The sequence below is a fragment of the Mucilaginibacter sp. CAU 1740 genome (genome assembly GCF_039839285.1).
GTDB lineage: Bacteria > Bacteroidota > Bacteroidia > Sphingobacteriales > Sphingobacteriaceae > Mucilaginibacter.
This window is the reverse complement of sequence record NZ_JBDOQS010000010.1, coordinates 195,383-219,484: the sequence shown is the minus strand read 5'-3', so window position 1 is coordinate 219,484 and position 24,102 is coordinate 195,383. Positions and strand designations below refer to the sequence as shown.

The window sequence follows — 24,102 nt, the reverse complement described above, 5'->3', positions numbered from 1 at the left end:
CAAAAAAGTCAGGAGTTAACACTCCGGACTTTTTTGTTTGTATGAAAGTTATCTTATTTCTTCTCCAACAATATTTTCTGAGTATTAAAATTTGATGCTGCATCAATAATTTCTGATACCAATGGCCAATCAGCTGCTTTTTCAAAGTTATTATTGTAGGCGCGATTTATCGAAATGGTTAAAACGCTGCCATTTACCGCTGCCGATGAGGTAAACGTGCCTGTTTTATTGGCTTTTTTAACGGCAAATTCTTCCACTCCTTTAGCAGTATATCCCTGCGGAATAGTAATGCTGACGGTGTAATTAAAGCTGCGGGCGCAAGGCATGTACACATCCAGTGTACGTTTCCTTTCTTTATCCTCCAGCTTGTAGAACGAGCCTGTTAGCTTACCGGCATCAATAATAAAGTTATTGCCCGCCTTTTTAACCAGGTTATCCAACACAAATGATGATGAGTATTGAAATACCGGGCTGCTATCATCCAACCCGTTGTTGATAATTTTACAATCGGCTACCTGGGTTGGTTCCTGATCAAACTGACCTTTAATTTCGGCGGTAAACTTTTTAACAGATTTTGAGGCATCTTCAGCAAAAGCAGTGTGAAAATCTTCACGCAGCTTTTTTGCCCCGTGAAAATCTCCGATCTTTTTATCTAAACTCTCTCCTTTTGTTAATACCATCAGGTCATTATCAACATCAATAGCCGGGATCATACTGCGCTGGTCCTCATGCCTTAAAGCACCGGTTTGTTTAACCATGCGCTGTACCTTTAGTTTCTGGGTATTGGGTACCAGTGATACCTTCAAATCTTCGGTTATATTATTCGCACCGGCCGGAGCAACTGGCAATGTAGCCGTAGCTTCGGTGAAAGAGTACCTTGTACTACTTTCGCGTTTAGGTGTTAATACAATAGTTTTTTCTCCCTGAAAACGATCCGGTATTTCGTTAAAATGGGTGGTAACGTCATCAAAAAACATGTACAACGGCTTGTTGCCATTAACAATACGAATACCTGCGTCAAAATCGTCATAATTAAAAGCGTTTTCGAGTGAGCTGGTATTACGCGAACTTACCAGCAACACCTCGTGATCAATTTTCATTTTGCTCAACGCCAGGCTCATAACGATGGTGTTATATTTGCTCACCATGCGCCTATAATTAAACTCATCTATCTTTCCAAGATCTTCACTCCCATAACGCCGAAAAACGTTCCCGCGTTTAATGTTATAAAGCACTTTCATCAGGCTATCTAAGGGCGCGGCTTTCATGTTCTTTTTACCATCAAAGTATTCCTTCAAATCGTCTTCAATAAGACCGAAAAACAGGTTTTCACGCTCATTAAAACTTTTCTCAAATAGCGTTTTATTGGACTCAAGACGTTCAGCCCCACTTTCGCCCCATTTGCCGCCGGTTACAAATTTGGTAAAGCCACTGGTTTGCGGCGCGTTGCTGATCTCAATGTAAGGAAACTGACGGAATTTAGATGTCCAAAGCTGGCTTTCGTATTTGGTAATATTTTTCAGTTTCAAGCTGTATATCTGATCGCCAGCATCGTTAGTACTGGTTTCAAAGTTGGGGGCGCCATTAGCACAGATAGCCTTAACCATATCCTTTTTACTATACTGAAAATCAAGACTGTAATGTAAAATGGGATACTCTCCGGCCAATACAAATACCATATCGTTATCGGCAAAAGTATCATCCATTGATTTTTCGCTTATATCAGTATTGCTTACGTAATAATCCAATATATCTCCCACCTGCAAATCGGGCACTGCCAGCTTGCTTTGCTGATCTTTTTTCTCGTTTTTTATCAAAACCTCTTCGCTGGTATTTACAATAACCTCTTTGCCGTTTGGCTTGATAATTTTAGCACCTATGTAAGTTTCATGAGTGGCAACAAACTTAGCCCCCATTATCCTCACACTTTCATCAAGCTTTTTTTGGTACGATATGGTAGAGAAATCTTCCAGTGCCGATTTATCATTGATCTTAACACGCTCGTGAAAGGTGGTTAGTTTATTGGAGCGCTTTGCCGAGGTTGCCGTAATGATCATAAATTTAAACTTACTGCTTAGCGAACGCTGCAAACTGTACGACCGGGCAAATACCACAGCACTTTCATTACTTAAATTAGCAGGAACAGTAGTGGCGGAAAATTCAGGAACCTTGGTTCCCCAGATCTCCTTTTGCAGGGCGGCCGCTTTTTCGGCGTAAGTTTGGTTATTTTGCGCCGCTGCCGCACCACTGGTTAATAAAAAGAAAATTACTAAACGTAAAGGTTTGATCATTGTGATACAGGTTTTATAACTAAGTTTTCGTTGTATGCTTTGTTTAAGGCTTCAATATCCTGGTTCCAGGCGGCAAAATTTGCTTTGGTTAACAGGGTATTTTTGATAAGCAACGTTTTTTTATACGTAATTTTCCCAGGCGAGTTTACATAAGTGATGTGAAACTCATAGCCCGGCTTTGAAATGTTCAGTTCGGCCGGGATGCTGGAAGCTTTATAGTTTGGAGGTAGTGTAAGCTCGTTTTCGGTAACGATATGCGCTTTGCCCGAAAACCAGTAATCATTTTTACGCTTATCGATAGTAATAGCTGCTTCTGCAAAATCCTTACGGTTATCCAGATCAATATAATACTCCTTACCAAATGCCGAGATGCCGCTTTTACGTTCAACATCGTAAGTGGCGGTTAAATCTTTATCGGGGTTTGTGGTGCTGCTTACAACAAGGTTTTTAATGTTATAATCGGCACTGCCCGCGGCGAGATAGCGTTTGGTTGCTTCATCTACGTTTTCGTGCTTTACGCTGTTTATTCCGGCTAGTACGTCTTCTTTATCCTCCCCTTTCCAGGTGTTGTTTACTTTGCCAATTAAGACAGCACCGTTAACGCTCAGCTTGCTAATTTCGCTGCTTAAGTTTTGTGCAGGTAAGGCGGTTGGTACTTTACCAAGGATGTATTTATCGCCATCTTCCATTAAAACCTGTCGGCCCTGAATGCGTTCGGCATATTCGTTAAAGCCCAGATAGGTTTCAGTAGCATCAAGGTAATAGGTTTTGCCTTTGTAATTGAGGCCGCATATCATATGGTTATCAACCGCCATTGATGGGGTTTGGTAATCATAGGCAATGTGTTTGGTACCCAGCCAGCACAGTCGGGCATCATAACCGGCAGCAGTAAGTAAGGCTTTGGTTAAATTGGCCATACCCTTACAATCGCCATATTTTTTGCGCAGTACCTCATCGGCTTTTTCAGGCTTAAAGCCGGCCATACCATCTTCAAAGGCTATGTACCTGATATTATCCTGCACATAATAAAAAATGGCTTTTATTTTGTCAATATCATTAGTTAAACCGGCTGTGAGTTCTTTGCTTTTGGCACTGATGGTAGCTTTATCGCCTGCAACATCTTTTACCAGTTCACAGTACCAGGCGTATTGATCGGCAAGGGTATTGAAATAGGTAAATTGCTTGCCACCTGCATTTGCTGATTTACACATAATCAGCAAATGCGGATAGATATAAGTTGGACCCGGACTATGGGCCTCTTTTTTCATTCCCGGGATATTGCTGAAGGTATAAGTTATAACATCGGCATCATCCCCCTTATCGTACACGGTGTTCTTTTTAACGTTAAAACCGTTAAAGTTATACTCTTTGATATCCACCTTCATCCAACGTGGAATTTCGATGGTTACCTGCCCCTGCTGTACCTGCTCGGCATCGGCAAAATAAATGCTGGTGAAATAGCGCGGATCTGCGAGAGTTTCCTCGAAGGTTACGTTGCCGATGCTGCCTTTTTTAGGCAGTTCGAGCGGGAAATAGCATACGCGCTCGTCCGAATAAAAAATATCATCGCTGCCGTAATAGGTGTATTTGGGCTTAAAATTGCGGACGGAGTGCCCGTCTATTTTACAACTGACATCATCAATAACGATGTTATCGTTATAAAACTCGCTTACTGTGTAGCTTACCTGGAAGCCATTGCTGATGTAGGTGTTGTTAAGCTTTTCCTTAACTTCTACCCGGTTGCTTTTACTATTCCAGTTAAAGCGGTATTCGTTTTTTAAGGAGGTTATGGTTACTGCCGAATCGGCTTCAGCAGCCCCGGCACTGGTTACCCCAAACATACATAAGCTGTATGTTATCAATAGTTTAATCGTCATAAGGTTATTAGGCAATAAATATATTACTATTTTTTTAACTGCATTGAAAAAGATTTTCTTTCCTTAAACCATCTAAAAACATTCGCGGCACACCATTTCAAACTTATCCGCGTTTATAATGTTGATTGTGATGATTACGATTAACTTGCACAGATAAGGTATTGATCAAAAATCCGAAATCGAAATTCCCAAATCCGAAATCAATATAATACATTTGTATTATGCCTTATAAAGAACGTGAAATAAGCAAGATGTACTACACCATGGGCGAGGTATCGGCCATGTTTGATGTTAATCAATCGCTTATCCGTTTTTACGAAAAGGAATTTGATGTACTTCAGCCTAAAAAAAATAAAAAAGGTAACAGGTATTTCACTCCCGAGGATATTGAGAATTTCAAGATCATTTTCCACCTCATCCGCGATAAAGGCTATACCCTTAACGGCGCTAAAGATCACCTCAAAAACAACATGGGCGATACCAAAGATAACCAGCGCGTTATCGATTCGCTCGAAAACCTTAAAAGGTTTTTGTTAGAGGTACGTGATCAGATGTAAGCTTAGCTAAAATTTTCCCGCACGTTGTTTAAAATATATCTTTATTTTCGGCGCAAATAACCTTTGCCTGTTATGTTACCTCCAAATAAATTTATAACTGGATATGATCGCTAAGCATAAAGGCGAGATCCCGGTTGTAATTTTATTGCTTCCATTTTTAGTGGGGATAGCTATTGGTGTCAACTATCCCGCAAATACTTATTTATGCTACGTGGGCTGGGGATTTACTGGCTTATTTGCCATATTTCTGTTGCTCAACTTCTTTTACAAGCCGCTCAACGTTTATAAAAAACGCTGGATAGGCGGTGCAATCGTTCATATATTATTGTTGACAGCCGGATGGATAGCGGCCATCAACAATAACGAGCTGAACAACCCGCAACATTTTTCAAAACACCCGGCGCAACGGTTGCTGGTACATATAAACAGCGAACCACAGTTAAAAAATGGTATCGTACGTTTCACAGCCACGGTTTTAGCTACCGATAGCGCTCATCAAAGCCTTGCCACTACAGGAACTTTGCTAATTGCTATTAAAGACAGCAGCGCCCTAAACCTCAACTATGGCGATGAATTACTGTTACCGGGCCGCTTTACCCCTATCGATCCACCTTTTAATCCCGCCGAGTTTAATTACAAACGATACCTTGCCCACCAAAATATTTATTACCAGGAGTTTTTATATCCGGGCCAGTACCGGCGCATAAATACTAATACAGGAAATGCATTTATAGCCGATGCTTTAAAGCTAAGGCAGCAAATGATTGCTAAATTTAAGCAGCAACTTCATGATCCCAACGCCATTGCAGTAGCCTCCACACTGATATTAGGTTACAAAGCCGAACTGAGCGATGATCTACTACAGGCTTACTCTAAAACAGGTACCATCCACGTGCTATCGGTATCGGGTGCCCATGTGGCTTTAGTTTGGGTTATCCTCGCTTTCCTATTACAATTTTTAAACAGGTTTAAATACGGCAGGCTTATCCGGGCCTGTATCATTATTCCTTTTATATGGTACTACGCTATGCTAAGCGGCTTCTCGCCGGCGGTGTGCAGGGCGGCGGCCATGATCAGTATGGTTATTGTTGGTAAAACTTATAGCCGTTACGTTAATAATCTGAATATCCTGGCTATATCAGCTTTTGTGTTACTGCTTTACAATCCCTTATACATTACCGATGTCGGCTTCCAATTGAGTTATCTCGCTGTAGCCGGGCTTATTATACTACAACCCGTTGTGTATAAATGGCTCAGCATTAAAGGCAAATGGGCTGATAAGTTGTGGCAATACTGTTCGGTATCAATAGCTGCCCAGTTTATCACCTTTCCGCTCAGCGCTTTTTACTTCCACCAGTTCCCTGTTTATTTTTTGTTCAGCAATTTGTTCATAATCATCCCTTCGGCCATTATTATGATGAGCGGATTGGCTTTTTTGGCATTTTCCTGGGTGCCTTATTTATCATCAGCGTTGGCTTTCATTCTCGAAAAAACTATCCTCATCATGAATTACGTTTTAGGATGGATTGAGCACGCGCCTTTTGCAAGCATCAACAAAATATGGCTAACTACTACCGAATATTTTTTGCTTTATGCCATCATTATTACTGCATTTTACTTTTTATACAGTAAGAAAATCTGGCTGTTAAGACTAACCTTAGGCTGTACATTGTTACTGGCTGTAAGTATCAGCATAAAAAGATATCGTACTTATACCACGCATTCTATCGCGTTTTTAAACCTGCGCAAAAACATGGCTATAGTATTTAAAAATGGTGACAAGGCCGTAGTAATTAGCAACCTGAAAGATACCGACAGGAATTATAAATATTCGGTTCAACCCTACCTGGATAGCTGCAAAGTAAGCCATGTGGAGGTATATAACGCGGATCAGGACATCAGTTTGGCATATCTGCATAAAAATAAAAATTTGATCAGGTTTAATGATCAAACTGTGGCATTTATCGATAAAAGCCTTCCGGATACCGCCGCTTTGTATAAAACAAAGGCTAACTACCTGTACCTCACACAAAATCCTAAAATTACGCTTGATTATGTTGATAAAAATTACGAATATCATACTATCATTATCGATGCCAGCAATACACCCGCAACCGTGCAACGCATTGCTAATGAAGCAGCTGCAAAACATGCCAATTATGTAATTTTAAAGCGTAACAATTGTTACATAGTTACATCTAATTAACAAAACACATTAAACTACGTACCTTTAAATTTGTCTTTTAATTAATAAAAGTTAATTTGGTATTAAATCAAACGAAAAACATGAACATTAAAATTTTTAACGTTGCCTTAGGCCTTATTCTTACTGCAACAGCAATTAGCGCCAGCGCTCAAAAAGCTTACAAAGAAGGTGTTATCACGGTGTCGACCGCAATGCAGGGACAACAGGTTGAAGCAAAAAGTTATTTCAGGGCAGATTCGGCAGCAATGCAATTTACTACCGGCCCCGCAACAATTAAGATCCTTACTGATGCCGAAGGCAAATCATTAGCAATACTGGTTGATGTACCTGTAGCATCTATTAAAAAAGCAGCTATCGCTACTCCTGATGAGCTTGATCAAGCCCTTGCATCGCTGCCAACTTTAACTTTTGCGCCAAGCACCGAAACCAAGGTAATTTCGGGCTTCAATTGCAAAAAAGTAGTTGCTACAGATAGCAAAACCAGCAAAACCTATGATGTTTGGGTAACCAATGATGTTACTTTACCGGTAACAGGCATTGCTAAATATTACCGTAGCGCAGGTGGCTTCCCTATTCAGTACACTTCTTTTTCGCAAGGCCAAACTACCGAGGTTACTGTTAGAAACATAACCGAGCAAAAAAACCCTGCCGGTACATTTGGCATCCCGGCTGATTATGATAAGATCACCCTGGATGACCTTAAAGCAATGAGCGGCGGCAGATAAGCTTAAAATATTTCATTAACAATTCATTAAAGGTTCCTTAACATTGTGACAAAATACTATTTTTGTTACCCCCATGTTAAGGAACCTTTTCAGTTTTTTCAGATTCTTTGTGTTTTGGCTGATCTTTTTCGCGATCACCAGGGCAACATTTGAACTTTACTTTCTGCCCAAACTTAACCAGGCCGGACTGGGCGAGATCCTTCAAACATTTTTCTGGGGCTTAAGGCTGGATATCTCAGCCACCGCCTATATCTGTATTATTCCCACTCTTGTATTTGCTGTCAACTGGTTTATCCCGAAGGTGCAGATCAAACCTATATGGTTAAAAATATATGTTTGGTTTTGTCTGTTCTGCATCTCACTTAATACGGTACTCAACTTTAACATTTTCCGCGAATGGGGCACCAAGGTTAGCTTCAGGGTATTTACCTCCTTTTACCACGCCCCGTCTGAAGCTATTGCCTCAAGCGGTTCATCGCCGGTTGGTAATTGTATTTTTATTGGTTTAGGATTAATGGTGCTGGGCGGCATATTGGCTCATTTTATCATCAATTATAAATTTAAAAAGCCCGATGCCCGGCCAAGCCTTAAGCTTTCACTTACAACGCTTTTATTTTTTATAAATATTATACTGATGCGTGGTGGCTTACAGGCCAAACCTGTGAGCGAAAGTTCGGCCTATTTTTCAGAAAAACAGATCCTGAACCAAAGCGCCCTTAACACCGAGTGGAACCTGTTCAATAACGTTTACGAGAATTTGCGCAAGCCTTATAATCCATATGAGTATCTTCCAGCTACAGATGCTACCGCCTTGGTTAACGATCTTTATGGCGCAAAAGCAGATTCAACTACAAAGGTATTAACCACGAACCGCCCCAACGTGGTGATCATCCAGATGGAAAGTTATACTGCCGATTTGATCGAATCCTTAGGTGGGGATAAAGGCGTAGCGCCAAATTTTGAAAAACTGATCAAAAATGGGCTGTTCTTCAATAACATCTACGCCACCGGCGATCGTACCGACAAAGGCATCGTAGCCCTCATGAGCGGCTTTCCTTCGCAGGCTATCCGTACTATTATTGCCGATACTGCTAAGCATAAAAGGCTACCTGCGCTATCCTCTGCGTTAAAAGGCATAGGCTATCAAACCGCTTACTTTTATGGTGGTAAAAGCAACTACATGAACTTCGATAAATACATGACCAGCCACCAGGTTGACCATATTATTGACGAAGCCGCTTTTGATAACACGCACGTTAAAACCCAATGGGGTGTTTATGACGATGACCTGCTTAGCCGTAACCTTAAGTACGCGACTAATCAAAAGCAGCCATTTTTCAATTACGTACAAACCTCAAGCAACCACGAGCCTTTTGTACTGCCGGTTAAATATCACTTTCCGGATAATGGCGATGTGAGCAACAAATTCAGAAGTACTGCTTACTTTACAGATTCGTGCATTAACGCCTACCTTGAGCAGGCCAAAAAGCAAAGCTGGTATAAAAACACCTTGTTTATTTTGGTAGCTGATCATGGTCACCGTTTGCCGCGTAATACGGCAGAAGCCTACGATCCCGCTAAATATCATATCCCGCTATTGTTTTTTGGCGATGTGATCAAACCCGAGTTTCGCGGTAAAAAGATTAATAAGCTGGGCAGTCAGACTGATGTGACAGCTACTTTACTGGCCCAGTTAGGCCTACGTTACGACGAGTTTAAATGGTCGAAAGATTTGCTTAATCCCGGCACACGCGATTTCGCTTTTTTTGATTGGGATAATGGCTTTGGCTTCATGCAACCGGGGCAAAACGTATCATACGATAATTCGGGCCGGACGCTGATCTATAACAGCAGTCCGGATGAGGATAAAAAAGCTACCGATAAAGCACTTGCTTATGGTGAGGCTTATTTGCAGGGGGTGTTTACTGAGTATATGAGGTATTGATCACTAATTATTAGATTTCAGTATCTTTAAAGATGGACGCTAAAAATCTCCAATATATTACAGACAATGCAGGCAAGAAACTTTTTGTTGTGATGCCAATAGCAGGATACGAAAAACTTATGGCCAAACTGCAAGAATTGGAGGATATTCGGTTATATGATGAGGCAAAAGCCGCCAATGAAATATCCATACCGGCAGATGAGGCTTTCAGAATAATTGAGGATAATCGAAGCAAAAGATAATCACTGTCATCCGCCTATAAAATCGTTCTAAAAACACGTGCACTATAGAGAAGCGAACTACATGATCTTTCATGTCATTAAATGCCGAGGCCTCTGAAGGAAATATGACATTAGGCGGAATAGACTGTTACCCTGCGCTTGTCGAAGGGCTGTGCGCAGAGGCCCTACCTACCAGACTTCGACGAGTTCAGCATGACACCCATTTTTAAACATACAATGAGCAAGTACGAAGCAATCCCAAACTATACAGGGCTGACCTACTAATCGGGGATTGCTTCGTGCCTCGCAATGACGCGTAGAGAATAATTATGCAGCTATCTCTTTCCCCAACTGCTCAACCCAGTGATTAAATAGCTTAGTTTCAAAGCCAACAGCTTTTTGAGCGTGTAATTCCCAATCGGGCGAAAAATGCTGCAGTTGGTTGATCATCTCTTCCAAGTGTCCTTCCTCCTCTAATATAATCGATTTTACGTTTACCTTGCTGCCAGCCTCATCAAGCGCGTCCTGGTAAATGGGATATAGCTCATCGGCACGAACTTCAATAGCGTAGGTAACCAGCAGGTAAGCGGCGAAACGCAGCTCGGCACCTGTTAGGTTTAATTCTGTTTTAAGGTAACGGCAAACATCAACATCCAACTGGTTTAAATAGTATTTGCTTGAGCCGGGAGCCAGCAGGTATTCGGCAGCATAAGTTGGCAGCGTTACGCCTGTTTTTTCCAGTTGTTTTTTTAGGTAGAAGGCGTGGCGGTGCTCCTCGGCGGCATGCTTCAGGATGATATAGGTAACTGTAAGCGGATCTTCGCTGGCCGAAATTTTACGGGCACCGGTGTTTTCCATCAGCGATAGCGTGTTTAACCAACGGGAATGCAGCTGATTATCAGCAATTATAGTAGATAGTATTGTATTTAGCATAGTTATATTTCGTTGAGGGCCTGCTCAATTTTGCTGTAAACATAATTGAGTTGCTCGTTAGTAATGCAATACGGAGGTAAAATATAAATAACGTTACCCAGCGGGCGCAATATAATACCCGCGGCTAAAAAGTAATGGTAAAGCTTATCGCGCAACCCACTAAAGTACGATGTATTATCGCCCGTTTCCCACTCCATGGCTACGATAGTGCCAGTTTGCCTGATGGTTTTAACTTTAGGGTGATTGCGGATCCTATCGGCAAAAGCAGCATGCGAAGCTACGATCCTGGCAATGTTTTCGGCAATCTCAGGCTGTTGAAACAGATCAAGACTGGCCAATGCCGATGCGCATGCAATAGGATTAGCAGTAAATGAATGCCCGTGGAAAAGGGTTTTCAGTTTATCGTCAGATAAAAATGCATCATAAATTTGCTGGGTACAGGTAGTTAAACCCAAAGCCATGGTACCACCTGTAAGGCCTTTAGAGAAACACATAATATCAGCCTCAACCTCTACATGGTTTGTAGCAAAAGGCTTACCTGTACGCCCGAAGCCGGTAAAAACCTCATCGGCAATCAGCAGCACTTCTTCCTTGCGGCAATGCGTCATCAACTCATTCAAATACTCAGCCTCGTACATGATCATCCCTGCCGATCCCTGAACTAATGGCTCGAAGATCAAACAGGCGGTTTCAGATTTGAGATCTGAGATTTGAGATTTGAGACTTTCAATATTCTCCTTTGTAGGTATATCAATAAACTCTACCTCAAACAGTAAACTATCAAAAGCTTTTGTGAACGCGCTGCGGCCGCTTACAGCCATTGCTCCAAAAGTATCGCCATGATACGCGTTATTAAAGGCGATGATCTTGGTACGCTGATCACCTTTATTAAGCCAGTATTGCAGGCACATTTTTATAGCCACCTCAATAGCAGTCGAGCCGTTATCAGAGTAAAATGCTTTTTTCTGGTTAGATGGCAGGATAGCCAGCAAGCGTTCGGCCAGTTCAACTGCACCTTCGTGGGTAAAACCTGCGAAGATCACATGCTCCAATTTATATAACTGTTCGGATACTTTTTTGGCAATATAAGGATGCGCGTGCCCGTGAATGTTTACCCACCATGATGATACGGCATCAATGTATTGTTTGCCTTCTTCATCAAATAGCAGCGCCCCTTCTCCACTCACAATGCCTATTGGCGGCTGCGCGGTTTTCATTTGGGTGTAGGGGTGCCATATTACCTGTAAATCCCGTTCGGAAAGGTTCATAGTTCGTCCTGTAAAAGTTCAACCACACGTTTATCTGTCGGAAATTCAAAATCGGTTACGCTTAAAGCAGTCATCGGTACCCACCTAAAGGCCTGCAACACTTCTCCTTCCCCATCAAAATCAAAAGCAACTGTTTTTATGTTGAGATTGACCGGGGTAATGCTCCTTACCAAATAGTAAACGCTAATGATCTGCGAATTATTGAAAGCCGATTTAACAGCAAAATCGGTAGTGTAAAAATGACCTACAACCTCTATTTCAATATTGCACTCTTCCATAAACTCGCGTTTAAGGCCATCTATCAGGCCCTCGCCCAATTCCAGGCCACCGCCGGGGAATTTTGAAAAACGCATGCCATATTCCTGCTCGTCGCTTATTAGCAATTCGTCGTTATCATTAAGCAGCAGGCCGTAAACCCTTACATTAAAATATTCCATTTATTCAAAGTGTTTTTTATTACGTACAACCTTATCCATTGTCCATGCTATGGTTTCCGTTTGCGCCTCCGAGCGGATGGGGCAGTTAGGCATGCTGCAATAGTGGCAACAATCGGGCAGGCAAGGGTCGGCGTGGATAAACAATTCGGTTTTGATGCCTATTTCGGTGTTGATCATCTTATCAACCAACGAGATTTCTGTATGCACCGTATTCAGATCAAAGTAGCTTGGCAAAGTCATGTGGCAATCAATATGCAGTTCATGCCCGTATTTTTGCGCGCGGAGGTTATGCACATCGATCCATGATTCGCGACGTTTTTCGCTTAGTACATGGATAATATCATTTACTACCTGCGTATCGGCCTCGTCCATCAATCCCCCTACCGATTTACGCACCAGCTTGTAGCTGCTATATACTATATACAGGCCCACCAAAATGGATAGCGCACTATCCAACCATAAAATATGGGTAAACTCTATCAGCAATAAACCTACTACCAAACCGCCGCTGGTAACGGTATCTGCCAGTAAATGGCGGCCATCGGCATCCAAAGTCATGGAGCGAAGCTCTTTTGCTTTGCGGATCATATAGTAACCCAAGCCCCCGTTAATGGCACCCGTGATGCCAATAATGATGGCACCGGTAAACAGGTCATGAATTAGATTGGGATAAAAAAAGCTGTAAGCCGATTTTACGATGATGATACAGCCTGCTATACCGATAAGCGCGCCTTCAATAAACACCGAAAAAAATTCCACCTTACCATGCCCGTAAGGGTGGTTCTCATCACGCGGAAGCGATGAAAGGTAGATACTATAGAAAGCAAAGGAGCTTGCTATCACGTTTACGATGCTCTCGGCAGCATCGGTTAATACAAAGTTGGAGGCTGTTAAAAAGTAGGCACCAAATTTCGCTAACATCAGCACTATGCCCGTAACAAGCGAAATTAGTATGATCCTTTTTTGTTGATTCAAAGCAAAGGGTTATTAGGCCGCAAATTTAAAAAATAACAACCGTAAGTAGCAGTAAAGTTATTTTCTATATTTGCCGCGATAACACAATTTATATGAGCGCATTAAGTACCCGGATACAAAACCTGTCCGAATCTGCAACAATTAAAATGGCCAAATTGGGCCGTGAACTTGCCGCTAAAGGTGTCGACGTGATCAGCCTTAGCTTTGGTGAGCCTGATTTTCATACTCCTGAGCATATCAAGGAAGCAGCGAAGCAGGCCATGGACAAGAACTTTACCTACTACACACCAGTAGCAGGCTACCCTGACCTTCGTAAAGCCGTTGTGACTAAGCTGAAGAACGAGAACAATCTTGATTATGACGCTGCCGACATAGTTGTTTCAACAGGTGCTAAACAGGCTATCGCTAACGCGGTATTATGTTTGGTTGATCCGGGACAGGAAGTAATTATCCCTACTCCGTACTGGGTTTCATACAGCGAGGTTGTTAAACTGGCCGAAGGTAAAAGCGTTTTCATCAACACTACCGTTGATACCAACTTTAAAATTACTCCTGAGCAATTAGAAGCGGCTATTACGCCAAATACTAAATTGTTCATGTTTTCATCGCCATGTAACCCTACCGGCAGCGTTTACACTAAAGACGAGCTGGAAGGCCTGGCCAAAGTATTTGAGAAAAATCTGCACGTTTATATCCTGAGCGACGAGATCTATGAGCACATCAACTTTGTTGATAAACACGAATCTATCGCGCAGTTTGATGCTATTAAAGATCGTGTAGTGATCATCAACGGCTGGTCTAAAGCATTTGCCATGACTGGTTGGAGAATCGGTTACACTGCCAGCACCAAAGAACTTGCCGCTGCATTTGATAAAATGCAGGGCCAGGTTACTTCAGGTACCTGTTCAATTACCCAGCGCGCAGGTGTTGCCGCTTACGAGGGTGGTTTAGAAAGCGTTTTAGAAATGCGTGCCCAATTCAAAAAACGCCGCGACATTGTATATAAATTATTAAGCGAAATTGATGGCGTTAATGTAAACCTGCCAGATGGCGCGTTTTACTTTTTCCCTAACGTTACCTCTTTCTTCGGTAAAAGCTATGAAGGCCGCGTGATCAACGATTCGGACGACCTGAGCCTTTACCTGCTTGAAGAAGGCCACGTAGCCACCGTAGGCGGCGATTCGTTCGGCGATCCTTCATCTATCCGTTTATCATACGCTGCTGCTGAGGATAAACTGATAGAGGCTATGAGAAGGTTGAAAGTTGCGCTTGGTAAATTAGCGTAATTAGAACCATGATTTTTGGGATTTAAGGATTGCCTTGATCCAACTATCAATAATAAAAAAGGACGGCTCGCCAATGGCGAACCGTCCTTTTTTATTTCTTCAACGTCATTGCGAGGTACGAAGCAATCTCCTACTTTACAGGGCGGACTTATATAGCCACTCTGCTTATTGGGGATTGCTTCGTACCTCGCAATGACGTCTTTTATTGAATCAAGGTTCGGACTACAACCCAAACCCGTAAGCAACACGTAAACCGATCAACCCATAGCTATTACCTTGGCCAAAAAAGCCTTCATAACGTAAGCCCAGGTCAATTACTTTGGTTGCGTAACCAATAGTTGGGGAAAGAATCAGTTTAGTGTCTTTGCTGCCATCTAAATAAAGTGATTTGGTTTCAAAACCGGCACCTGCTTCTGCTCCAAAGTATAAGCGGTGTGCAAGGAATGATTTAATACCCAATTTTACCGGTATAATACCAAGATCTTTTCCGTCAACAGTAATATCTGAAGTGCCGGCAGGGGTTGCGATGTGCTCTGTATATGATTTTCCAAACAAATTGTAATAACCCGAAGTAAGCGTTATAGCGGTGCTGTTATTTAAACCGTATTGTAACCTGGCAGTACCGCCCAACTCAAAGTTCGAGATATCATGCGCGTTGCCAATTGGCCTACCTAATTCAAGACCTACGCCTAAACGCCATTTATCAGCAGGAGTAGTTTGAGCATTAACATTTTTTGCAGTAAACAAAGCCAGCGCGATAGATAGGCCGGCAATCGCCTTTGTAAATTTATTTTTCATATAGTTATATTGATACATCTGTTAACTTTTTGTTAACAGGGTGGCAAATGTATAAAAAAATAAAAGCCGCCTGTTATACATAACAAGCGGCTTTTGTAACACTTTTTTGTTTGATTATAAACCGAAACCGTAAGCAATACGCAGACCTACAGAACCGTAGCTACCGCTATCGCCACCTGAGAAGTTTTCATAACGTACACCTACATCCCACGATTTGGTTGCATAACCTAAACCTGGAGATAAGATCAGTTTGGTGCTTTTGCTACCATCTACATTTCTGTAGTCATCTTTAGTTTCAAAACCGGCACCAACCTCACCTGCAAAGTAAAAACCGTCGCCAAGGAAAGCTTTGGCACCTGCTTTAACAGGCACTAAACCAAATGATGGGAACTTAGCATCAGAACCATCGACAATTTTTTTACCGAAATAGTTATAGTAACCCGAGGTAAGCGTTAAGGCTACATTGCTGTTAACACCATATTGTAAGCGTGCTGTACCACCCAAACCAACGTTAGAGATATCGTGCAGGCCACCGGTTGGCAGCAAGCCTTCAACGCCTACGCCAAAGCGTAACGCATTTGCTGGTGTAGTTTGTGCTTTTACATTTGTTCCGATAAAGATAGCTGCCGCGGTAAACGCCGAAGCTATAAATTTAGTCATTGTTTTCATAGTTGTGTTTTTTAGTTCAAATTCTACAATGCTCATTGTTAAATTTCCATTGTATTAACCCCATCTTAACAAATACTTTGCCATTGTGAATAAAAACTGACTATGCCAAACCGTATAGTCAAACTAAAAACCATTGCAAAAAACGCCTCTAAAACTGCTTATGTATTGAATATCAAGTATATTTTAATGGAGATTTCGGGGTGCATATTATGCTAACCAAACCTATACTTTGCCGACATTTTTTTTCAATAACTGTTCTGCTTACTCTCCAAAAGTGTACACAAACCCGAAATTTTGAGTTCAAAAAACACTTAATAACTATATAAGATAGCGTACCAAAAAGGCCATAAAATAAAAAAGGAGAAGCTTTCGCTTCTCCTTTTTACAAATATCAAACAATATGGCTAAGCCTCTGGCTCATGCCCTTTTTCGGGCTTGTAGTTTTTCTCGAGCTCAGCAAGCTTTTCTTTACCGTAAGCTGCTTTCGTAATGATATAATATAACACCGGCACTATAAATATAGCAAGCGATGTTGCAGTAAGCATCCCGCCAAACACTGTCCAGCCAATGGTTTTACGTGCCTCGGCACCTGCACCTGATGCTATCATCAGCGGAACAACACCTAATATAAAGGCCATCGATGTCATGATGATTGGTCTTAAACGGAGTCGTACAGCCTCGAGGGTAGCTTTTTCAAGGTTCATACCTGCGTCTACACGTTCTTTGGCAAACTCTACTATCAGGATGGCGTTTTTAGCCGCCAAACCTATCAACGTGATCAAACCTATCTGCGCGTAAACGTTGTTGGTAAGCCCATCAAAAAACGACAGGAACATAATTGCCCCAAAGGCACCCAGCGGTACTGATAGTAACACCGAGAAAGGCACAGACCAACTTTCGTACAAGGCTGCCAGGAACAGGAATACGAACCCAATAGATAACGCGAAGATATACACGGTTTTTGAACCAGATAATAACTCCTCACGGCTTAGGCCCGAAAATTCATATCCATAACCTTGCGGTAATACCTGGGCGGCGGTTTCTTTCAGTGCTGTGATAGCGTCACCGCTACTGTAACCCGGCTTGGTACTACCGTTGATCTCCGCAGACCTAAATAGGTTGTAGTGCGAGATTAATGGCGAGTTCTCAATTACTTTGTAAGAGGTAAGTGTACTCAACGGCACCATTGCGCCTGCCGAGTTTTTCACAAAGTACTGCCCAATGTTTTGCACATTGGTACGGTAGCTGGTGTCAGCCTGGGCCACTACCCTAAAGTTACGGCCGTAAATTGTAAAGTCGTTAATATAAGTACTACCCAAATAGGTTTGCAGTGCTGTGTTTACATCTGATATAGATACACCTAATTTTTTGGATTTTTCCCTATCAATAGTTAACTGGTAAGCCGGTGTACTTGCCGTAAAGAATGAGAATGCCCTGCCTATCTCCTTACGCTGATTAATAGCGCCAAGGAAGGTACGCAACGTTTTCTCAAATACTTTGATATCTCCGCCTGCTTGCTTCTCTTCTAATATAAAAGAGAAACCACCAGTACTACCCAAACCCGGAATTGCCGGCGGCTGAATTACTACCACGTTGGCTTCTTTATATTTGGCTAATTTTTGATTTAAGCGGCCAACAAGCGCGGTTATTTGTTGCGATTTCTCTTTACGCTCATCCCATGGTTTCAACTGCACAAATATGGTTGCACTATTTGATTTACTTGCAAAGCTGATAGCGTTCAAGCCGCCCAATGCTGCATAGTGCGCAATTTCGGGTACGCTATCAAGTGTATGCATCATCCGGTTCAATACATCAACCGTACGACCTGTTGACGAAGCTTCAGGCAGATCATAAGTAATATAAACACGACCATCATCCTCCAGCGGAATAAAGCCCGAAGGTTTGCTCTTGAATAAAAGTACCGTGCCTACAATGATACACACCAATAAAATTATGATATATGTTGAATGCTTAATGCCCTTATCAACAGTGTTACGATAACGATTGGTAACACGGGTAAACCAGCTATTAAACTTAAAGAAGAACTTATTCAAGCCTTTTGATTTTTCATCAATTTTATGAGGCCTTAATATCAGTGTACACAGTGCCGGGGTTAAAGAAAGTGCCACAAAAGCCGAGATCAATACCGAAATAGCGATAGTAATAGCGAACTGTTGATACAATCGCCCTACTATACCAGGCACAAAACCTACCGGCACAAACACCGCTGCCAAAATTAAGGCAATAGCAATTACCGGTGCCGAGATATCGGCCATAGCGTGTTGGGTAGCTTCTTTAGGCGTCATCCCCTCTTCGTCCATATAATGCTGTACGGCTTCCACCACCACAATGGCGTCATCCACCACAATACCAATAGCCAGTACGAAACCAAATAACGTTAGCGTATTAATGGTAAAGTTGAGCGGGATAAAGAAAATGAACGTACCAATAATGGATACCGGGATAGCCAATACGGGGATAAGCGTGGTACGCCAGCTTTGCAGGAATAAAAACACCACCAAAATAACCAGCACCAATGCTATAACCAATGTTTCGATAACCTCGCTAACTGATACCTTAACTACAGTGATAGCCTCAAACGGCACCACATAATCAATATCGGCCGGGAAGCTTTTTTTAAGCTCATCCATAGTGGCATAAACGTTATCAGCAGTTTCGAGCGAATTACTGTTTGGTGCCTGGTAAACCAGCAGGTATGAAGCGCGTTTGCCATCCACAAACGAGTTACCCGAGTAGTTGAATTTACCCAACTCAATACGGGCAACATCTTTAAGGTGTACTACACCGCCATTGTTTGGCTGTGTTTTGATCACCACATTACCAAACTCTTCGGGCTTGGTTAAACGGCCTTTTACAATTACCGAGTATTCGAAGGTTTGTCCCTTTAACTGGGGCGTAGCACCAACGGTACCTGCGGCAACCTGCGCGTTTTGTTCTGTTAACGCCGATGTAACCTCTGATGCACTCATGCCTAAGGCAGCAAGTTTATCCGGGTTAAGCCAGATCCTCATACTGAAATCATCGGCACGGGTAACAACGTCACCTACGCCTTTGGTACGCAAAATCGCATCTTTAATAAATACGTTGGTGTAGTTATCGGTAAAGGTAACATCATGCGTGCCTTTAGGGCTAAACATGGCTACCAGCATCAAAATACTTGGGTTACGTTTACGTACCACCATACCTAAACGCTGTACTTCCTGTGGCAAGGTTGGCAGGGCGATACCTACACGGTTTTGCACGTCGAGCGCGGCGATGTTGATATCTGTACCTACATCAAAGTTAACGGTCATGCTCATTTGCCCGTTACTGCTACTATTGCTTTGCAGGTAGGTCATGCCCGGTACACCGTTTACCTGCACCTCTACAGGGGTGGCTACGGTTTGCTCAACAGTTAGCGCGTCGGCACCAACGTAGTTACCGGTAACGGATACCGTTGGTGGCGTAATATCGGGGTACTGGCCTATGGGCAGGCTGGAGATTGACAGGATACCCACAATTAATATCACCAGGGATATTACTATGGCGGTAACCGGTCGTTTTATAAAGGTATCTGCGATCATTATTTCTTCACATTAAGTTTTCCGGGGTAGATGTAGCCCCTTATTAAGCTTAAATTTTTTACTATCGATATCAATTATTTTTTAGGTGCGGCACCAGCTGCCGGAGCAGCAGAACCGGTGGTAACCCTGCCCCCATCGCGTAAACGCGTGAAACCATCTGTTATCACATTATCGCCTTGTTTTACACCATCCATTACAACCACATCATCATTAACCCGTGGGCCTAATTTTATTTTCACCTGTTTGGCAATGGTATCGCGCCTGTCTTTAACTGATTTATCAGCTGCTGTATCTTTAACAGTGGTATCTCTGGCAGTAAATACAAAAAATTCACCCATTTGCTCAATAACCGCTTTATAAGGGATCTGTACCCTGTTGCCCGATTGATTGTTCAGCACCTGTAAAACGGCGCTCATACCATCTTTCAGCACGTCATCCTCGTTCGGGAACTGGATCCTAACTTTGATACTACCTGTTTGGTTGCTCACGCCCCTATCAACAGCCAGTACTTTGCCCGGCTTGTTGTATTTGCTGCCATCGGGCAGTACCAGTTTAAAGGTGCTATCGGTGCTTGATTTTTGCAGATTATAAAAACGGTTGATGTCCTGCTCGTTGATCACCACGTCAACACCAATAGGGTGTTCGGCAGATATAGTATTCATTAGCGTGGTACCTACAGCTACCTGTGCACCCAACCTAACCTGCGAGATACCTATCCTGCCTGTAAAAGGAGCCGTAATAGTAGCGTACGACAGATCGGTACGGGCCGACTCTAATCCTGCTTTGGCTACAGCAACCTGGCTTTTGCTGGTTTCGAAAGTAGCCTGCGCCTGATCAACCGTTTGGCGGGCTATCGCGTCGTTTTTCAACAGCATGTTATACCTGTCGATATCTTTTTGCGCTTTAACCAGGTTTGCTTCGGCGCTTAGCACGTTTGCCTTGGCCTGATCATAAGCTGCCTGGTATTTACGCTTATCAATTTCATACAATACTTTCCCCTTCTGCACTACATCTCCCTCTTTAAAAAATATCCCGGTTACAAAGCCCGGCACCTGGCTACGCAGTTCCACAGTATTGATAGAAACAACAATGCCCTGGTATTTATCATAGTAAACTGCCTCGGCGGTTTTAGCCTGGGCAAGGTAAACCGATGTAGGTGGCGCTACAGGTGCACCCGCCTGTTGTTTTTTACCGCATGCCGCCCATGTGAGTAATGCCGCAGGGGCTAACCAATATATATATCTGTGTTTCATGTAGAAAGGGTTGTTCGTTTTATATAGTTGTGATCGTTTTTGTTTTTATGTAGCTATTATTGGGCCTGGTCTACCGGTAAAATGCCCAACGCGCGTTGGAAATCAATTTTGCTGCTTAACAGGTTAAACAAGGCGTTGTAATAGCTTAACTGTGCTGTACGCAGATCTGACTGCGCCACAATAACATCAAGGTAAGTTTTAACACCCTCGCGGTATTGCAGACTTACTACCTTATACACATCCGTAGCCAGATCAACGTTTTCGCGGATCAGCTTATAGCTGGCATAGTTGCTTTTGTAATTTGCCAGTGCCTGGGTGTATTCGGTATTAATGGTGTTTTTGGTATTTACCAGATCAAGGTCCGTGCGCTGAACCTGCAACCTTGCTTTGGCCAGGTTTTGCAGTCGCTTGGTTCCCTGGAAGATCGGCACAGCCAATGTTAAACCAACATACCCCGTAGGAAGGCCGTTATTATAAAGGTCGGAAAAATCGTGGCTGAAATAAGCATGCTGATAGCTGCCCACTGCCGATAATGAAGGCAGAAAGCCAAAGCGGTAGTAGTTAACATTAAGGTTATTAAGTGCTTTGGTGCTTTCAAGCAAACGATATTCGATACGGTTGTTAACGTTAAGTGTTTGAAGGGTATCGATACTGATCTCCTGCTCATACCTTGTGGAATCGTACGATAGGTTTACAGGAGTTTCGGCGGTAACACCCATTATCTGTTTTAAAAACGCGGTTTTGCTTTTAATAGCTTCTTCGGTTTGCTTGCGGGTAGCTAATGAATTATTTAGGGCGATGGTAGCCTGTTTATAATCAGTAGGATCGGATACCCCGGCAGTGTACCGGTTTTTAGCATCCTTAAGGCTGCGTTGCAAACGGGTGATATCGGCATTGGTGATATCCAATTGTTTTTCTGATAATAAAACATCAAAAAAAGCTTTGCTCACATTACTAACCACATCAATCTGGCTGCTCAGCGTGTTCTCTTTATAATACTCACGCGAATATTTTTTTGCTCTCGAAGCCAGGAACACATCGTTGTTGTAAATAGTTTGCGATGCTGTTACGCCTAAAGTAGATAGGTTACGGATGGTTCCGGTATTGCCCGGGATGTTTGCACCGGAGGCACCAGCCTGTGCGCTGCCTTTATAATAGTAGTTATACAAACCTGATCCATTTACCTGTGGCAACCATGCCGACAGGCCGATGCGGATGTCGCGCTCGTTGATCTGTTCATCAATAGAAGCCTGGCGTACTGCGGGTTGATTACGCAAAGCGAAACCAATGGCCTGCTTTAAGGTTACCGGACCGGTAATACTATCGGTAGCAGTAGTTTGGGCAAAAACGGCGCTATGTGAATTTAGTGTTAAGTTAAGTACAATAAGTGCTAAAAAGTACTTGATTTTTTTCATACGATGGCGATAGATAACAAATTACAACAAGCAAAAATTATAAGAAAGGTTTTATAATTTTTGTTGCTTTTTCACAGGGGTATGCGAATATGTAATTAATATTACGAATTTTAATTCAGGAACAAGAATTTTACGTAAAGTTTGCAGAATTTCAACAATTAGGCACGCTTTATGGGGTTTTGACAAAAAAATGAAAATTAGAGGCTCGATATAAACAAAAAAATTAATTAATTTGCCGAGTAAAATTTGTGTGCTTCTTAAGTACTATTGATACGTAATAAGCATTTATTTAAAAAAAATTACACACACCGTATAAGTTATATGCTTATTCATGGTATTTTTACACAAAATTTAAGCAGAGTTAATATACATGGTTAAAAAATTACATGGGAAGATTGCACAGTTCCAGGTAGCCAATATGCTACGGGAACGTGGTCTGTACCCTTACTTCAGGCCTATTGAGTCCGCTCAGGACACAGAGGTTATTATTGATGGCCAAAGGGTATTAATGTTTGGTTCTAATTCTTATTTAGGCCTTACCAATCACCCCAAAATTAAAGAAGCTTCAAAAAAAGCAATTGACAAATACGGTACAGGCTGTGCCGGTTCACGTTTTTTGAACGGTACACTTGATATCCATATCGAGCTTGAAAACAGGCTTGCCAGCTACGTTGGTAAAGAAGCCACTGTTTTGTTCAGCACCGGTTACCAGGTAAATCTTGGCGTACTTTCGTGCGTTACCGGCCGTAACGATTATATCATCCTTGACGAGTATGACCATGCTTGTATCATTGATGGTAGCCGTTTATCGTTTTCAAAAGTTATCAAGTACGCCCATAATGACATGGCCGATCTTGAGCGCAAATTAAGCATCCTTCCTGAAGATGCCGTGAAGATCATCGCTGTTGATGGTATTTTCAGCATGGAAGGCGATATCGTTAAATTGCCTAAAATTGTTGAGCTTGCCGCTACTTACGGTGCCAACATTATGGTTGACGATGCGCACAGCCTTGGTGTAATTGGAGATAAGGGTGCAGGTACTGCCTCACACTTTAACCTTACCAATGATGTTGACCTGATCATGGGTACCTTCAGTAAATCATTAGCATCATTAGGTGGTTTCATCGCTGCCGATCAGGATACTATCGATTATATCAAACACCGTGCACGTTCATTAATGTTCAGCGCGAGTATGCCTCCGGGTTCGGTAGCCAGCGTTATTGCTGCTCTGGATATCATCGAATCTGAGCCTGAAAGGATCGAAAAACTTTGGGATAATACCAACTATGCCATGAAGCTTTTATTGGAAGAAGGTTTTGACCTTGGCCCAACTGAAAGCCCTATTTTGCCGATCTATGTTCGCGACAACGAAAAAACTTTCGCGGTTACTAAACACTTGCAAGCCTCTGGCGTGTTTGTGAACCCGGTTGTATCCCCTGCCGTTCCGTCCGATTCATCTTTACTTCGTTTCTCATTGATGGCTACCCACACTTTCGATCAGATTGACGAAGCTGTTGAAAAACTATCAAAAGCCTTTAAAGAAGTTGGTGTTGACGCCGCTTCTGTTAAAGAAAAAATATAATGAAAACATCATTTTGTGCATTTAGCTTACTTTTATTTTAAGGTGAGCTAAATGCACATTATTATTTATAAGGCATTCCA

General features: G+C 42.4%; 18 protein-coding genes. 7 read left to right on the top strand and 11 right to left on the bottom strand.

The window, feature by feature from the left end; translation table 11 throughout:
* Positions 1-53: 53 nt before the first annotated feature.
* Together AAFN85_RS21425 and AAFN85_RS21420 are read right to left on the bottom strand one after the other, a co-directional pair.
* Positions 54-2,291, bottom strand: coding sequence for a DUF3857 domain-containing protein (locus tag AAFN85_RS21425; RefSeq protein WP_347529677.1), 2,238 nt, complete (start codon positions 2,289-2,291; stop codon positions 54-56).
* Positions 2,288-4,168 carry a transglutaminase domain-containing protein gene (locus AAFN85_RS21420; RefSeq protein ID WP_347529675.1) on the bottom strand — a complete coding sequence of 627 codons (1,881 nt, stop codon included), beginning with the start codon at positions 4,166-4,168 and terminating at the stop codon, positions 2,288-2,290. Before AAFN85_RS21420 ends, AAFN85_RS21425 begins: the two co-directional genes overlap by 4 nt.
* A gap of 221 nt (positions 4,169-4,389) precedes the next feature.
* Between AAFN85_RS21420 and AAFN85_RS21415 the strand changes: the two genes are divergently transcribed.
* The 5 genes from AAFN85_RS21415 (at position 4,390) to AAFN85_RS21395 (ending at position 9,843) form a co-directional block, all read left to right on the top strand.
* On the top strand, positions 4,390-4,725 hold the full coding sequence (locus AAFN85_RS21415) for a MerR family transcriptional regulator (RefSeq protein ID WP_347529674.1): 336 nt from the start codon (positions 4,390-4,392) through the stop codon (positions 4,723-4,725).
* Between the two features lie 103 nt (positions 4,726-4,828).
* A complete protein-coding gene (locus tag AAFN85_RS21410; RefSeq protein ID WP_347529672.1) occupies positions 4,829-6,931 on the top strand; it encodes a ComEC/Rec2 family competence protein in 2,103 nt (700 codons plus the stop codon).
* Positions 6,932-7,011: 80 nt separating this feature from the next.
* Positions 7,012-7,656 carry a DUF4412 domain-containing protein gene (locus AAFN85_RS21405; protein WP_347529671.1) on the top strand — a complete coding sequence of 215 codons (645 nt, stop codon included), beginning with the start codon at positions 7,012-7,014 and terminating at the stop codon, positions 7,654-7,656.
* Positions 7,657-7,729: 73 nt separating this feature from the next.
* Positions 7,730-9,601 (top strand): LTA synthase family protein, encoded by a 1,872-nt coding sequence (locus AAFN85_RS21400; protein WP_347529669.1) that lies wholly within the window; start codon positions 7,730-7,732, stop codon positions 9,599-9,601.
* Between the two features lie 32 nt (positions 9,602-9,633).
* Positions 9,634-9,843, top strand: coding sequence for a hypothetical protein (locus AAFN85_RS21395; RefSeq protein ID WP_347529667.1), 210 nt, complete (start codon positions 9,634-9,636; stop codon positions 9,841-9,843).
* Between the two features lie 306 nt (positions 9,844-10,149).
* On the opposite strand, the gene AAFN85_RS21390 is transcribed toward AAFN85_RS21395, so the two are convergent.
* The 4 genes from AAFN85_RS21390 to AAFN85_RS21375 are packed head-to-tail and all read right to left on the bottom strand — an operon-like array spanning position 10,150 to position 13,435.
* Complete coding sequence (locus AAFN85_RS21390; protein ID WP_347529666.1) at positions 10,150-10,755, bottom strand: hypothetical protein; 606 nt, start codon at positions 10,753-10,755, stop codon at positions 10,150-10,152.
* Positions 10,756-10,757: 2 nt separating this feature from the next.
* Positions 10,758-12,023, bottom strand: a complete 1,266-nt coding sequence (gene bioA, locus AAFN85_RS21385; protein WP_347529665.1) for an adenosylmethionine--8-amino-7-oxononanoate transaminase — start codon at positions 12,021-12,023, stop codon at positions 10,758-10,760.
* A complete protein-coding gene (locus AAFN85_RS21380) occupies positions 12,020-12,460 on the bottom strand; it encodes an NUDIX domain-containing protein (RefSeq protein WP_347529663.1) in 441 nt (146 codons plus the stop codon). The genes bioA and AAFN85_RS21380 overlap by 4 nt, the downstream gene beginning before the upstream one ends.
* Complete coding sequence (locus AAFN85_RS21375) at positions 12,461-13,435, bottom strand: cation diffusion facilitator family transporter (RefSeq protein ID WP_347529662.1); 975 nt, start codon at positions 13,433-13,435, stop codon at positions 12,461-12,463.
* Positions 13,436-13,527: 92 nt separating this feature from the next.
* On the opposite strand from AAFN85_RS21375, the gene AAFN85_RS21370 reads away from it, so the two are divergent.
* Positions 13,528-14,721, top strand: a complete 1,194-nt coding sequence (locus AAFN85_RS21370; protein ID WP_347529661.1) for a pyridoxal phosphate-dependent aminotransferase — start codon at positions 13,528-13,530, stop codon at positions 14,719-14,721.
* A gap of 222 nt (positions 14,722-14,943) precedes the next feature.
* Here the strand turns inward: AAFN85_RS21370 and AAFN85_RS21365 are convergent, their stop codons facing one another.
* The 5 genes from AAFN85_RS21365 to AAFN85_RS21345 all read right to left on the bottom strand — a co-directional run bounded on the left by AAFN85_RS21365 (position 14,944) and on the right by AAFN85_RS21345 (position 22,440).
* Positions 14,944-15,519 (bottom strand): hypothetical protein, encoded by a 576-nt coding sequence (locus tag AAFN85_RS21365; protein ID WP_347529660.1) that lies wholly within the window; start codon positions 15,517-15,519, stop codon positions 14,944-14,946.
* 114 nt (positions 15,520-15,633) lie between these two features.
* Entirely contained in the window at positions 15,634-16,188 is a 555-nt protein-coding gene (locus tag AAFN85_RS21360; protein WP_347529658.1) for a hypothetical protein, read from the bottom strand.
* A gap of 404 nt (positions 16,189-16,592) precedes the next feature.
* Positions 16,593-19,772 carry a multidrug efflux RND transporter permease subunit gene (locus AAFN85_RS21355; RefSeq protein ID WP_347529656.1) on the bottom strand — a complete coding sequence of 1,060 codons (3,180 nt, stop codon included), beginning with the start codon at positions 19,770-19,772 and terminating at the stop codon, positions 16,593-16,595.
* A gap of 74 nt (positions 19,773-19,846) precedes the next feature.
* Positions 19,847-21,025, bottom strand: a complete 1,179-nt coding sequence (locus tag AAFN85_RS21350; RefSeq protein WP_347529655.1) for an efflux RND transporter periplasmic adaptor subunit — start codon at positions 21,023-21,025, stop codon at positions 19,847-19,849.
* Positions 21,026-21,081: 56 nt separating this feature from the next.
* On the bottom strand, positions 21,082-22,440 hold the full coding sequence (locus AAFN85_RS21345; protein WP_347529653.1) for a TolC family protein: 1,359 nt from the start codon (positions 22,438-22,440) through the stop codon (positions 21,082-21,084).
* 370 nt (positions 22,441-22,810) lie between these two features.
* Here AAFN85_RS21345 and AAFN85_RS21340 point away from each other — a divergent pair, with 370 nt between their 5' ends.
* Positions 22,811-24,022, top strand: a complete 1,212-nt coding sequence (locus tag AAFN85_RS21340; RefSeq protein WP_347529651.1) for a pyridoxal phosphate-dependent aminotransferase family protein — start codon at positions 22,811-22,813, stop codon at positions 24,020-24,022.
* Positions 24,023-24,102 lie beyond the last annotated feature (80 nt).

What these genes read in the sequence shown, in the direction of transcription:
- AAFN85_RS21425 (WP_347529677.1), bottom strand. Translation starts at nt 2,291, where the DNA reads ATGATCAAACCTTTACGTTTAGTAATTTTCTTTTTATTAACCAGTGGT.
- AAFN85_RS21420 (WP_347529675.1), bottom strand. Translation starts at nt 4,168, where the DNA reads ATGACGATTAAACTATTGATAACATACAGCTTATGTATGTTTGGGGTA.
- AAFN85_RS21415 (WP_347529674.1), top strand. Translation starts at nt 4,390, where the DNA reads ATGCCTTATAAAGAACGTGAAATAAGCAAGATGTACTACACCATGGGC.
- AAFN85_RS21410 (WP_347529672.1), top strand. Translation starts at nt 4,829, where the DNA reads ATGATCGCTAAGCATAAAGGCGAGATCCCGGTTGTAATTTTATTGCTT.
- AAFN85_RS21405 (WP_347529671.1), top strand. Translation starts at nt 7,012, where the DNA reads ATGAACATTAAAATTTTTAACGTTGCCTTAGGCCTTATTCTTACTGCA.
- AAFN85_RS21400 (WP_347529669.1), top strand. Translation starts at nt 7,730, where the DNA reads ATGTTAAGGAACCTTTTCAGTTTTTTCAGATTCTTTGTGTTTTGGCTG.
- AAFN85_RS21395 (WP_347529667.1), top strand. Translation starts at nt 9,634, where the DNA reads ATGGACGCTAAAAATCTCCAATATATTACAGACAATGCAGGCAAGAAA.
- AAFN85_RS21390 (WP_347529666.1), bottom strand. Translation starts at nt 10,755, where the DNA reads ATGCTAAATACAATACTATCTACTATAATTGCTGATAATCAGCTGCAT.
- bioA (WP_347529665.1), bottom strand. Translation starts at nt 12,023, where the DNA reads ATGAACCTTTCCGAACGGGATTTACAGGTAATATGGCACCCCTACACC.
- AAFN85_RS21380 (WP_347529663.1), bottom strand. Translation starts at nt 12,460, where the DNA reads ATGGAATATTTTAATGTAAGGGTTTACGGCCTGCTGCTTAATGATAAC.
- AAFN85_RS21370 (WP_347529661.1), top strand. Translation starts at nt 13,528, where the DNA reads ATGAGCGCATTAAGTACCCGGATACAAAACCTGTCCGAATCTGCAACA.
- AAFN85_RS21365 (WP_347529660.1), bottom strand. Translation starts at nt 15,519, where the DNA reads ATGAAAAATAAATTTACAAAGGCGATTGCCGGCCTATCTATCGCGCTG.
- AAFN85_RS21360 (WP_347529658.1), bottom strand. Translation starts at nt 16,188, where the DNA reads ATGAAAACAATGACTAAATTTATAGCTTCGGCGTTTACCGCGGCAGCT.
- AAFN85_RS21355 (WP_347529656.1), bottom strand. Translation starts at nt 19,772, where the DNA reads ATGATCGCAGATACCTTTATAAAACGACCGGTTACCGCCATAGTAATA.
- AAFN85_RS21350 (WP_347529655.1), bottom strand. Translation starts at nt 21,025, where the DNA reads ATGAAACACAGATATATATATTGGTTAGCCCCTGCGGCATTACTCACA.
- AAFN85_RS21345 (WP_347529653.1), bottom strand. Translation starts at nt 22,440, where the DNA reads ATGAAAAAAATCAAGTACTTTTTAGCACTTATTGTACTTAACTTAACA.
- AAFN85_RS21340 (WP_347529651.1), top strand. Translation starts at nt 22,811, where the DNA reads ATGGTTAAAAAATTACATGGGAAGATTGCACAGTTCCAGGTAGCCAAT.